This is a genomic window from Lysobacter auxotrophicus, from assembly GCF_027924565.1.
Lineage (GTDB): Bacteria > Pseudomonadota > Gammaproteobacteria > Xanthomonadales > Xanthomonadaceae > Lysobacter_J > Lysobacter_J auxotrophicus.
Map to the genome: position 1 here is coordinate 245,584 of NZ_AP027041.1, position 11,897 is coordinate 257,480.

Sequence of the window (11,897 nt, forward strand, 5' to 3'; positions counted from 1 at the left end):
CCCTTAGAAGTTGTACTTCACATGCGTCTGCAGGCGGTTGAGCTCGCCGCGGTCGCCGTTCTCGAGTTCACGCTGGCCCCAGATCAGTTCCGCGCCGAGGTCGAGCTTGGGAAGCGGCGTGTAGATCAGGTTAACGTGCGCGGATTGCGCGCCCTTGGTGATGCCAAGGCCGGTGAAGTCCACGTTCTGGTCGTAGTCGGCGCGCGAATAGAACACGTTCGTGCGCAGCTTCGGACTGAACACGTGGCGCCAGCCGACGAAGCCGGCGATGACGTCGATGTTGTCCAGGTCGCCGGTGGAATCGAGCACCGCGTCGTTGTTCAACGCCAGGCCGATGTAGCGGCCGATGCCGCTGCCGCCGGTGACCATGTAGCGGATGTCGTCGTTCTTGCCGAGGTTGAACTTGCCCGACACGCTGAGGCCGTAGCCGGTGGTGTCGTCTTCCACCGCCGGACGCGCCGGCGCGGTCGGCGTGGCCGGCACGCCCGCGGTCTGGTACTTCAGTTGGCGCACCAGGCCGGCGATGCCGAAGTGGCCCCAGTCGCCCTTGAACGTGTAGCGGCCGGTCAGGTCGGGCATCGGGCCGTCGTCGCCGGCGATCTGCGCCATGTTGCCGTTGAACGGCGTGTACACCGTCTCCGGGTTCTCCATCGAGAACGACCACGGGCCGTTGGTGTAGCGCAACTGCGCCTGGCGCACGAACACGGTGCCTTCGGTCGGGCCGAGGAAGTCGACTGTGTCCGGCAGCGCGGCGGTGTCCTGGAAGTTCGTCCAGGTCTGGCCGGCCAGCCAGTTGTTCCACTGCACGTAGGCCTGTCGCAGCGTGAGCGCGTAGGTGTTGGTCGCGACCTCGTTGCCGGTGAAGGCCGTGCTGCCGCCACCGAACAGATCGAACTCCAGGTACGCCTTCAGCTTGTCGTCGTTCTGGGTGACGCTGTCGACACCGAACCAGAAGCGCGAGAAGTTCGTGCCCATGTCGGTATCGGTGCCGCCTTCGCGCAGGTGGCCCTGTCCGACGGGAATGGCCTTGGGCACGTAGAACAGGCGGCCGACGGTGCCATCGGGGATGTCGCCGTCGTTGGTCGAGGTGACGGACGCATCGAGCTTGATGAAGCCGCCGTAGTAGAACGTCGAGTTCGGATTGGCGGTCGGCGTGATCGTCGTGCCCTGGATCGGCGAGACCTTTGGCGCTCCGGCCGTGGCCGTTGCCGGTGCCGCAGCGGCCGGCGCCGCGGGCGCGGTGGCCTGCGCGGTCTTCACCTCGCTGATCTGGGTCTGTTGCTGCTGCTGTTGCGCCACCAATTGCTGCACCATCGCTTCGAGCTGGGCGACGCGGGCCTCCAGCTCCTTCTCCTTCGCGGTCTGCGCGAAGGCCATCCCCGGCAGCGCCAGCGCGATGAGCAATGCGGCGGCGAGCGGGCGGCGACGCACGGTCGCGGCCTTCGACGTCGAGGCAATGCTTGCGGACATGATTCCCTCCCACGGAAAACGCCGGACGCCATGCCCGACATGCCCCGAGCCTGCGGCGCCATCGCGCTGCACAACCATTCCCCATTGGTCGTAAGCGGACGCGACTACGACCATCGTCTAAACCAGCGCGGATGAGGCCCGACAGCGAATGCGGCACACTGGCGGTTCCGGCCGTCCACGACCGCCGAATGCCTTCCGCCAAGCCGTTCCGGAGCCCGCCATGAACCATCCCGCCGCCGTCTATCCGATCGATCCGGACTTCGCCGCGAAGGCGCGCGTGACGCGCGAGGACTACGAGCGCCAGTACGCCGAGTCGGTGCGCGATCCGGCCGGCTTCTGGGGCAAGGTGGCCGAGCGCCTGGACTGGTTCGTCGCGCCGTCGAAGATCAAGGACGTCAGCTACGACCTTGAGGATTTCCGCATCCGCTGGTACGAGGACGGCGAGCTCAACGCCAGCGTCAACTGCCTGGATCGGCACCTTGCGACGCGCGGGGACAAGACCGCGCTGATCTTCGAACAGGACGATCCGTCGCAGCCGGCCGAGCACATCACCTACCGCGACCTGCACGCGCGCGTGTGCAAGCTCGCCAACGCGCTGCGTTCGCTCGGCGTGCGCAAGGGCGATCGCGTGACGATCTACCTGCCGATGATTCCCGAGGCCGTCGTCGCGATGCTCGCCTGCGCGCGCGTCGGCGCGATCCACTCGGTGGTGTTCGGCGGTTTCGCGCCGCAGTCCATCGCCGATCGCGTGGCCGACTGCCAGAGCCGCCTGATCATCACCGCCGACGAAGGCCTGCGCGGCGGCAAGAAGGTTCCGCTGAAGGCGAACGTCGACGCCGCGCTGAAGATGGGCGGCACCAACACGGTGGAAACCGTGCTCGTCGTGCGCCACACCGGGTCGGCCGTGGACATGCAGATGCCGCGCGACCGCTGGTACGACGCGGTGGTGGACGAACAACCGACGCAGTGCGCGCCCGAGCGCATGAACGCCGAGGATCCGCTGTTCATCCTCTACACCTCCGGTTCGACCGGCAAACCCAAGGGCGTGCTGCACACCACCGGCGGTTATCTCGTCTACGCGAGCTACACGCATGAAGTCGTGTTCGACCTGCGCGAGGACGACGTGTACTGGTGCACGGCCGACGTCGGCTGGGTCACCGGCCACAGCTACATCGTGTACGGCCCGCTCGCCAACGGCGCGACCGCGCTGGTGTTCGAGGGCGTGCCGAACTACCCGACCGTGTCGCGCTTCTGGGAAGTGATCGACAAGCACCAGGTCACGCTGTTCTACACCGCGCCCACCGCGATCCGCGCGCTGATGCGCGACGGCGACGAACCGGTGAAAAAGACCTCCCGTAAGTCGTTGCGACTGCTCGGCACCGTGGGCGAGCCGATCAATCCCGAAGCGTGGCGCTGGTACTACGAGGTCGTCGGCGATTCGCGTTCGCCGATCGTCGACACGTGGTGGCAGACGGAAACCGGCGGCATCCTCATCACGCCGCTCGCGGGCGCGATCGACCTCAAGCCCGGTTCGGCGACCAGGCCGTTCTTCGGCATCCAGCCGGCGCTGGTGGACGCGAACGGCGGGCGGCTGGAAGGCGAGGCCGAAGGCAACCTCGTGCTGCTGGATTCCTGGCCGGGTCAGATGCGCACCGTCTACGGCGATCACGGCCGTTTCATCGATACGTACTTCCGCACGTATCCGGGCACGTACTTCACCGGCGACGGTTGCCGTCGCGATGCCGATGGCTACTACTGGATCACCGGCCGCGTCGACGACGTCATCAACGTCTCCGGCCATCGCATCGGCACGGCGGAAGTGGAAAGCGCGCTGGTTTCGCACCCCAAGGTCGCCGAAGCGGCGGTCGTCGGCTTCCCGCACGACATCAAGGGGCAGGGCATCTACGCGTACGTGACGCTGATCGCCGGCGAGGCGCCGACGGACGAGCTGCACAAGGAACTCGTCGCGCACGTGCGCAAGGAAATCGGGCCGATCGCCACGCCGGACCACCTGCAATGGGCACCCGGCCTGCCGAAGACGCGCTCGGGCAAGATCATGCGCCGCATCCTGCGCAAGATCGCCGAGAACGCGCCGGACCAGCTCGGCGACACGAGCACGCTGGCCGATCCGGGCGTGGTCGAATCGCTGGTGCGGGAGCGTCGCGTCCCGTAACGCGAAGCCGCACGCATGCCCACGCTCCTCATCGCCGACGACCACCCGCTGTTCCGCGAAGCACTGCGTGGCGCGGTCGCGCGCGTGCTTCCCGACGCGCAGCTGCGCGAGGCCGACAGCGTCGAAGCGCTGTACACGCTGGTCGAAGCCGAACCCGACGCCGACCTGCTGCTGCTCGATCTCAACATGCCGGGCGCGCAGGGTTTCAGCGCGCTGGTGCACCTGCGCGCGTTGCATCCGCAGTTGCCGATCGTCGTCGTCTCGGCGCGCGAGGAGCCCACGGTGATGCGGCGCGCCCTCGACCACGGCGCCGTCGGCTTCATCCCGAAATCCGCCGACGCCGCGACGCTGGGCGAGGCGATCACGCGCGTGCTCGACGGCGATCGCTGGGCGCCCGCGGTCGCGCTTTCGGCTCCGGCCGCGCACGCCGACGAACACGATGCGGCGCAGCGGCTTCGCGACCTCACGCCGCAGCAGTTCCGCGTGCTGCAGATGCTGGGCGCGGGCCTGCTCAACAAGCAGATTGGGTACGAACTCGGCGTGTCGGAAGCCACGGTGAAGGCGCACGTCACCGCGATCCTGCGAAAGCTCGGCGCCAGCAACCGCACGCAGGCCGTGCTGATCGCTGGCCGCCTCGCGCTCGACCCCGGCGCGTTCGTGCCGCCGCCGGAAGAGGCGGACTAAGGTTCAATCGAGCGGCGGGCTGAACCGCTGCATCGCCGATCACGCCTGTTCCACGCCATCGGGTGCGTACTGCTGCGACGTCCCGCCGCGGAGTCTCACCGTGAATGTCGCGCCCCGAATGCTCGCCCTCGCACTCGCAGCCGTGCTGTGCGCCTGCGGCGGCCAGGCGAAGCTGCGCGGCGGCGAGGACACGGGTGCGGATCCGCGGATCGTGCCGCCCGAAACGTCGGCGATTCCGGTACTCAAGATCGCGCCCGCCGTCGGATGGAACGGCGTGGACACGCCGAAGGCGGCGGCCGGGTTGGGCGTGAAGGCGTTCGCGACCGGGCTCGATCATCCGCGCTGGCTCTACGTGCTGCCCAACGGCGACGTGCTCGTCGCCGAGAGCAACGCGCCGCCGGGCAAGCGCGGGATCAAGGGCATCAAGGGCAAGGTGATGGGCGCGGTGATGAAGAAGGCCGGTTCCGGCGTGCCCAGCGCCAATCGCATCACGCTGCTGCGCGATGTTGATGGCGACGGCGTCGCCGAAATGCGCAGCGTGTTCGCGCAGAACCTGTCCTCGCCGTTCGGCATGGCGCTGGTCGGCGACACGCTGTACGTCGCCAACGCCGACTCGATCGTGAAGTTTCCGTACGCGCAGGGCGACAAGCAGGCCACTGGCGCGCCGCAGAAGGTCGCCGACCTGCCCGGCGCGGCCGATCAGCTCAACCATCACTGGACCAAGAGCCTCATCGCCTCGCCCGACGGAAAGCGGCTGTTTGTTGGCGTCGGATCGAACAGCAACATCGCCGACAACGGCATGGCGGCGGAAACCAACCGCGCGAGCGTGCTGGAGATCGATCCGGCCACCGGCGCGCAACGCGTGTTCGCGGGCGGCCTGCGCAATCCCGTCGGCATCGCGTGGGAGCCCACCAGCGGCGCGCTGTGGGCGGTGGTCAACGAGCGCGACGAACTGGGCAACGATCTGGTGCCCGACTACCTCACGCGCGTGGACGCCGGCGCGTTCTACGGCTGGCCGTACAGCTACTGGGGCCAGCACGTCGATACGCGTGTGAAGCCGCAGAACGCCGAGCTCGTCGCCAGCGCGCGTGTGCCGGATTTCGCGCTCGGTTCGCACGTGGCACCGCTCGGGCTGACGTTCGCGACGGGGCAGAAGCTCGGTGACGGGTACGCCGATGGCGCCTTCATCGGGCTGCACGGTTCGTGGAATCGCGAACCGCTGTCCGGCTACAAGGTCGTGTTCGTACCGTTCCGCGACGGCCGGCCGACCGGCTCGATGGTCGACGTGCTCGACGGCTTCCTCGATGCCGATCTCAACGCCCGTGGCCGCCCGGTTGGCGTCGCGATCGCACGCGACGGCGCGCTACTGGTGGCGGACGACGTCGGCAACAGCGTGTGGCGCGTCAGCGCAGCGGTACCGTCGGACTGACGACGCCGCATGCGGCCATCACGCGTGCGCGGCCTGCCGTTGCGCGGCCAGGAACGCACGCAGCGAGGCCGGCTTCACCGGCTTGGTGAGCACGCGGCAATCGTGCTCGCGCGCGGCGAGCTTCAAAGCATCGCTGCCATCGCCCGTCAGCAGCGCAGCCGGAAGCGGGCGCGTGTAATGCGTACGCAACTCGTCGATCACGCCCAGGCCGTCGAGGCGGTCGTGCAGGTGATAGTCGACGAGCGCGACGTCCGGCAATTCGGCCAGGCGCGCGAGCGCTTCGTCCGCGTTCGCCGCGGTGAGCGGCACCACGCCCCAGCGCAGCAGCAGGCTGCGCATGCCGTCGAGGATCTCGCGATCGTTGTCCACGCACAGCACGCGCAACCCCGCGAGCGAATCGCCGCCCATCATCAGGTGCGGCGCGGGCAACGGTGCGGCGTACATCGCGCGGCCGAACGGCACGGTGATCGAGAACACGCTGCCCACGTTCACGCGCGAGCGCACGCGTAGCGGATGCTCCAGCGTGCGCGCGATGCGCTGGCAGATCGACAGGCCCAGGCCGAGCCCGCGTTCGCCGGCGCTCGCGGAGGTATCGAAACGCCGGAACTCGTCGAAGATCTGTTCCAGGTGATGCTTCGAAATGCCGGGCCCGGTGTCCCACACCTGCAGCTCGACGGCGCCGTCGCGCACGCGTGCGGCGATCAGCACGCCGCCCTCGCGCGTGTAGCGCAGCGCGTTGGCGAGGAAGTTCTGCAACGCGCGACGCAGCAGGCGGCGATCGCTGCGCACCGGACGCGGCGTGTCCGGCGCGCGCACCCGCAACTGCAAGCCGCGTCCGGCGGCGACCGGCGCGTACTGCGCCACCAGTTCGCGCAGCAGTTCGTTGATGTCGAAGTCGGTGATCGCGATGCGCAGCGCGCCGGCGTCCAGTCGCGAAATGTCGAGCAGGCCGTCGAGCAGGTCTTCGGCGGCGCGCAATGAGGCGTCGACGCGTTCGGCCAGTCGCGCCTGCTCGCTCGTGTCGCTGGTCTCGCGCAGCGCACTGGCGAACAGGCGCGCGGCGTTCAACGGCTGCAGCACGTCGTGGCTGATCGCGGCGAGGAAGCGCGTCTTCGACTGCTGCGCGGCTTCGGCTTCGCGCGTGCGCAGCTCGACGCGTTGCTCCAGCGTTTCGTTGACTTCGCGCAGCCCCTGTTCGGCGCGCTTGTAATCGGTGACATCCGAGTACGTGGTGACGTACCCTCCCGGCAGCGGCCGGCCGCGCATTTCGATGACCTGCCCGTTGGCGCGCACGCGTTCGAACACGTGCGGCGCGCCGGCGCGAAGATGCGCGAGGCGGCGGCTCACCTGTTCCTCGACTTCGTCGTCCGTCAGGGGGCCGGATCCCATTTCGCCGCGCTCGGCATTCCAGCGGATCAGATCGCTGACAGGGCGCCCGACGTACAACATGCCGTCGGGATACTCGAACAGTTCCTGGTAGCGGCGATTCCACGCGACCAGGCGCATCTCGGCATCGACCACGCTCACGCCCTGGCTGATGTTCTCCAGCGTGGTGGACAGGATCTGCCGGTTGAAGCGAAGCTCCTGGTTCGCTTCGTCGAGCAGCGCGACGACCTCGCCCAGTTCCATGCCCGAACCGCGCAGCGCGGTGGTGAGCGTGAGGCGCGCCGATGCCGCGCCGATCGCCGAGGCAAGCAGGCGTTCGGTGAACTGCGCGAGCGCGCGGTCGGCAGGTTGTTCCGGCTGCCAGGTGCGGCCCTGCTGCTGCGCGTATTCCTCGAACGCACGACGCGCGTGGCGTTCGCCGACGATGCGTTCGGCGAGCGCCAGCAGTTCGCCACCGCGTACGCTGCCGGCCCAGCCGCCGGGGCCGAGCGCGGGACGCTGGACGTACGGGTCCAAGAACGGCGCGGCGAGCAGCTGCTCCTGCAGGCGCGGGCGTTGCCGCACCGAGACGAACAGGAACACGCCGACGTTGAACAGCAGCGCCCAGAACGTGCCGTGCGTGAGCGGGTCCCAGCCGTGCAGGCCGAACAACTGTTCCGGACGCAACCAGTCGACGCCGAGCGGCCCGCGCTCAATCCATTCCGTGCTGAACCAGCCGCCGCGCGCCAGCGCCGGCAGCAGCAGCGTGTACAGCCAGAGCACGGTGCCGGCGAACAGTCCGGTGAACGCACCCGCGCGGCTCGCACCTCGCCAGTACAGGCCACCGATCAGCGCCGGCGCGAACTGCGCCACCGCCGCGAACGCGAGCAGGCCGTGCTGCGCGAGCGTGTCCTCGCCGGCGCCGTAGTACGCCGAGCCGCGGTGATAGCCGTAGGCCATCATCGCCAGCACGAAGATGGTGATGCGCCGCACCCACAGCACCTGCTTGTCGATGCCCTGGCTTTCGTGCAGCGCGCCGCCGCGCAGCAGCAGCGGCATGATCAGGTCGTTGCTGACCATCGTCGACAACGCGACGCTGGCGACGATCACCATGCCCGTCGCGGCCGAGAAACCGCCGATGTACACGATCAGCGCCAGTGTTTCGTGCTGTAGCGCGAGCGGCAACGCGAGCACGTAGGTGTCGGGCGAGGCGCCCGTGCCGGCGAGCAGCGACTGGCCCGCCAAGGTGATCGGCACCACCAGCAGCGAGATCAGCACCAGGTACGCGCCGAAGAACCAGCGCGCCGAGCGCAGGTCGGCCGGGTCCTGGCACTCGACCACCGCGACGTGGAACTGCCGGGGCAGGCAGACGATGGCGGTGAACGCGAGCAGCGTCTGCGCGACGAAGCCCGTCGGCACGCCCTGCGCCGTGACCACCGGTGCGGCCTGCACCATGCGGTCGATCAGGGTGCCGGTGCCCGGCAGGTGCGCGAGCGCGAACACGCCGATGGCGACGAACGCGAGCAGCTTCACCAGCGATTCCAGCGCGATGGCCAGCACCATGCCGCGATGGTGTTCGGTGGCGTCGATCTGCCGCGTGCCGAACAGGATCGCGAACGCCGCCAACATCAGCGCCACGTAGAAGGCCGGGTCCGACAGCAGGCCGGCGTCGCCGCGCACGTCGGCCAGCACTTCCACGCTCATCGCCACGGCCTTGAACTGCAGGGCGACGTACGGGACCGCCGCGGTCAGCGCGACGGCCGCCACCAGCGCCGCCAGCCCCGGCGCGCGGCCGTAGCGAGAGGACAGGAAGTCGGCGATGGAGACGATGCGGTGCTCGCCGGAAATCAGCACCAGGCGTTCGAGGATGCGCCAGCCGAAGGCCAGCATCAGCAGCGGGCCGAGGTAGATCGGCAGGAAGCCCAGACCCGTCCGCGCGGCCGTGCCGACCGCACCGTAGAACGTCCACGACGAGCAGTAGACGGCCAGCGCCAGCGAATACACCGCGGGGCGCAGCCAGCGGGCACGCGGCGTGGTTTCGCGCTGGTCGCCGAAATAGGCCACCGCGAACAGCACGCCGACGTAGGCCGCCGACACCAGCAGCAGGATCCAGCCTGGGATCACTCGACGCCTCGTCCAGGGAACATGGGGCGAGTGTAGAACGCGGGCCGCCCGCCCGGCCCGTCTCCGCCGGTCGGCATGGCCTGAACGCGTGCGCCTACATCAGCGAGTCGGCCAGCCGCGCCACGCCCTCGACGCTGCGGTGCCAGCGCGGACGGCGGCGCCACTCGTGCAGGTCCAACTGCTGGGCATCGGCCAGATAGGCGGCCTCGACCGTGTGCAGCCGCGCCACGACAGCGGGATCGAAGCACACCAGCCCGGCCTCGGCGTTCAGCGCGAAGGAGCGGATGTCGAGGTTGATCGAGCCGATCAGGGCCACTTCCTCGTCCACGCTCAGGTGCTTGGCGTGCAGGAAATGCGGCCGGTACAGTGCGATGCGCACGCCGGCCTTCAGCAGTTCGTCGTAGTACGAGCGCTGCGCCCAGCGCGTGAGCCGCTGGTTGTTGCTCATCGACAGCACCAGCTGCACGTCGACGCCCGACAGCGCCGCCACACGCAGCGCGCCCAGGGTCATGTCGTCCGGCACGAAGTACGGCGTGACCAGCACCACGCGTCGCCGCGCGCGCTGCACCAGCGCCACGACGAGGTTGCGCGCGTTCTCGAACGGATACGCCGGCCCGCTGGGCAGCATCTGCGCGGGCGTGGTGCCGCCCTCGCTCGCGGGGAAGTCGCCGATCACCAGCCGCTCGCCGGTCTCGATCAACCAGTCGCTCGCGAACAGCGCCGCGATCTGCCGCAACACCGGCCCGCGCACGCGCGCGACCAGCTCGCGGTTCGGATGGTCGGGCACGAACGCGGCATCGGCCAGATTCTGCGAACCGACGTAGCCGACGCGCCGATCGATGAGCGCCAGCTTGCGATGGTTGCGAAGGTCCATGCGCGACAGGCTGCGCCACTTCAGCCCGCCGGCGAGCATGGCGTGCACCTCCACGCCGGCAGCGCGGAGCGGCTTGGCGAACGCGCGCAGCCCGGGCTTCGCACCGACGGCGTCGAGCAGCAGCCGGCAGCGCACACCGCGGGCGCTGGCGCGTTGCAGCGCCCCGCACACGGCGCGCCCCACCGTGTCGTCGAACATCAGGTAGTAGAGCAGGTGCACCTCGTCGCGCGCCGTGTCGATGTCGGCGATGAGTGCGGCGATCGACGCGTCGTAGTCGTCCAGCAGGTCGACCGCGTTGCCGTGCATCGGCATGAAGTCGCCCAGGCGTTCGGCAAGCCGCGCGATGTCGGGCGACATGCCGTGCGCGGCCGGCGTCCAGCGAAGCATCGCGAGGTTGACCTGGCGATCGCGGATGAGCTGCGACGCCAGCGCCTGCCGCTGCCGGCGCTGCTTCGCCAGCCACGGATGCCCGAGGAACAGGTACAGCGGCAGTCCGAACAAGGGCACGAAGCCCACCAGCAGCAGCCAGCTGCGTGCGGCCGCGGGCGGGCTCTTCACCGGGATCCACGCCAGCGCGGCGAGTCGGATCAACCAGTCGAGCAAGAAGAGCAAATAGCCGAAATGAACTTCGGAACTCATCCGTGCACTCCTCGCAAAAAGTTGCTGCGCTTTTCTACAAGACCCCGGTCAATTCATGACTAGCGAATGAATCCTATGGAGCACCTCGCGAATGTCCTCATAGCCTGACCCCACCACGACGAGGAATAAAGAACCATGGATAAGGCAAAGTGGGCAGACCGGGGACAACTATTGCGCATCGCATCAGCGCAAGGACAGTGGGCACGGTGCGTGGGGGCTTCCCGGATGGGCAGCGTCGAGTTCAACGGACAGGAACTCTCGATCTGGGTCCAGATGCGCGGCGGCTCATGGGTCGAAGCCAAGGAGGGACGTTTCTATCTTCGCGCGGGCGACTGGATCGCGTTCGCCCGTGACTCCGCGCCGCTGGTGCAGGCCGATGCCCAAGGATTGTGCATCGGGACGTCGGTCTCGGAGGAGGCCCTCAAGTCGATGGCGCGCTTCGGCAACTTCGACCTGCACGTCGGCCTGGGCAGGATCGCGCCGGAGATCGCGCGCGACATCGCACGCCACTGGTACCGCATCGCGCGGCATCCCGCGCAGGCGTTGAGCGCGACGGCGCACCAGGCACGCGTGCGCTCGCTCCTGCTCAGGCTGGAAGACATGCAGGCCGACGATCGCAGCCGCATTCCGCTCTGCCCGGGGGCATCGCTGGCGCGAAAGCGGCAGGTGTTCGAGCGCATGCAACGCGCGCGACTGTTCATGGAAGGCAACTGCGACCGCATCATCCGCATCGCGGAACTCGCCGAACGCACGCAGTTCTCGATGTGGTACTTCTCCAAAGTGTTCCATCGCCTCTACGGCGAAAGCCCGCAGGCCGCGTGCGCCAACCTGCGCCTCAAGCACGCCGCGAACCTGCTATCCACCACGCCGATGACCATCGGTGAGGTCGCCATCGCCAGCGGCTTCGACAACAACTGCAGCTTCGCGCGCAGCTTCCGCGCCCACTTCGGCATGACCGCGTCGGACTACCGCAGCGCGCTGCCCGATGCCGATGGACAAACCGCGCAAATGTGCGCTCCTGCGCGCGCAAATCACATTGCCGCAGGCCGCGACGCTCTCCGCTTCGAACGGGAAACCGGCTCGGACCACCCGGGCCATAAGGTTTTGCAGCGCTCTTAACGCGCTCATAACAGAACTCT

Annotated in this window: 7 protein-coding genes; 4 read left to right on the forward strand and 3 right to left on the reverse strand. The window is 68.6% G+C overall.

From position 1 onward, the window contains the following. Positions 1-3 precede the first annotated feature (3 nt). Complete coding sequence (locus LA521A_RS01095; protein ID WP_281780559.1) at positions 4-1,470, reverse strand: DcaP family trimeric outer membrane transporter; 1,467 nt, start codon at positions 1,468-1,470, stop codon at positions 4-6. A gap of 220 nt (positions 1,471-1,690) precedes the next feature. On the opposite strand from LA521A_RS01095, the gene acs reads away from it, so the two are divergent. From acs to LA521A_RS01110, 3 genes are all read left to right on the forward strand, one after another. Then, entirely contained in the window at positions 1,691-3,643 is a 1,953-nt protein-coding gene (gene acs, locus LA521A_RS01100; protein ID WP_281780560.1) for an acetate--CoA ligase, read from the forward strand. A gap of 15 nt (positions 3,644-3,658) precedes the next feature. Next, a complete protein-coding gene (locus tag LA521A_RS01105; protein ID WP_281780561.1) occupies positions 3,659-4,327 on the forward strand; it encodes a response regulator transcription factor in 669 nt (222 codons plus the stop codon). A gap of 118 nt (positions 4,328-4,445) precedes the next feature. Next, on the forward strand, positions 4,446-5,756 hold the full coding sequence (locus tag LA521A_RS01110) for a PQQ-dependent sugar dehydrogenase (RefSeq protein WP_281780562.1): 1,311 nt from the start codon (positions 4,446-4,448) through the stop codon (positions 5,754-5,756). 18 nt (positions 5,757-5,774) lie between these two features. Here LA521A_RS01110 and LA521A_RS01115 read toward each other — a convergent pair whose 3' ends face one another. Then, positions 5,775-9,245, reverse strand: coding sequence for a PAS domain-containing hybrid sensor histidine kinase/response regulator (locus LA521A_RS01115; protein ID WP_281780563.1), 3,471 nt, complete (start codon positions 9,243-9,245; stop codon positions 5,775-5,777). 94 nt (positions 9,246-9,339) lie between these two features. Continuing rightward, positions 9,340-10,758 (reverse strand): cardiolipin synthase, encoded by a 1,419-nt coding sequence (gene cls, locus LA521A_RS01120; protein WP_281780564.1) that lies wholly within the window; start codon positions 10,756-10,758, stop codon positions 9,340-9,342. 225 nt (positions 10,759-10,983) lie between these two features. On the opposite strand from cls, the gene LA521A_RS01125 reads away from it, so the two are divergent. Then, positions 10,984-11,877 carry a helix-turn-helix transcriptional regulator gene (locus tag LA521A_RS01125; RefSeq protein WP_281780565.1) on the forward strand — a complete coding sequence of 298 codons (894 nt, stop codon included), beginning with the start codon at positions 10,984-10,986 and terminating at the stop codon, positions 11,875-11,877. The last annotated feature ends 20 nt before the right edge of the window (positions 11,878-11,897 follow it).

Excerpts from the sequence above, each read along its gene's own strand:
- LA521A_RS01095 (WP_281780559.1), bottom strand. The coding sequence starts at position 1,470 with ATGTCCGCAAGCATTGCCTCGACGTCGAAGGCCGCGACCGTGCGTCGC.
- acs (WP_281780560.1), top strand. The coding sequence starts at position 1,691 with ATGAACCATCCCGCCGCCGTCTATCCGATCGATCCGGACTTCGCCGCG.
- LA521A_RS01105 (WP_281780561.1), top strand. The coding sequence starts at position 3,659 with ATGCCCACGCTCCTCATCGCCGACGACCACCCGCTGTTCCGCGAAGCA.
- LA521A_RS01110 (WP_281780562.1), top strand. The coding sequence starts at position 4,446 with ATGCTCGCCCTCGCACTCGCAGCCGTGCTGTGCGCCTGCGGCGGCCAG.
- cls (WP_281780564.1), bottom strand. The coding sequence starts at position 10,758 with ATGAGTTCCGAAGTTCATTTCGGCTATTTGCTCTTCTTGCTCGACTGG.
- LA521A_RS01125 (WP_281780565.1), top strand. The coding sequence starts at position 10,984 with ATGGGCAGCGTCGAGTTCAACGGACAGGAACTCTCGATCTGGGTCCAG.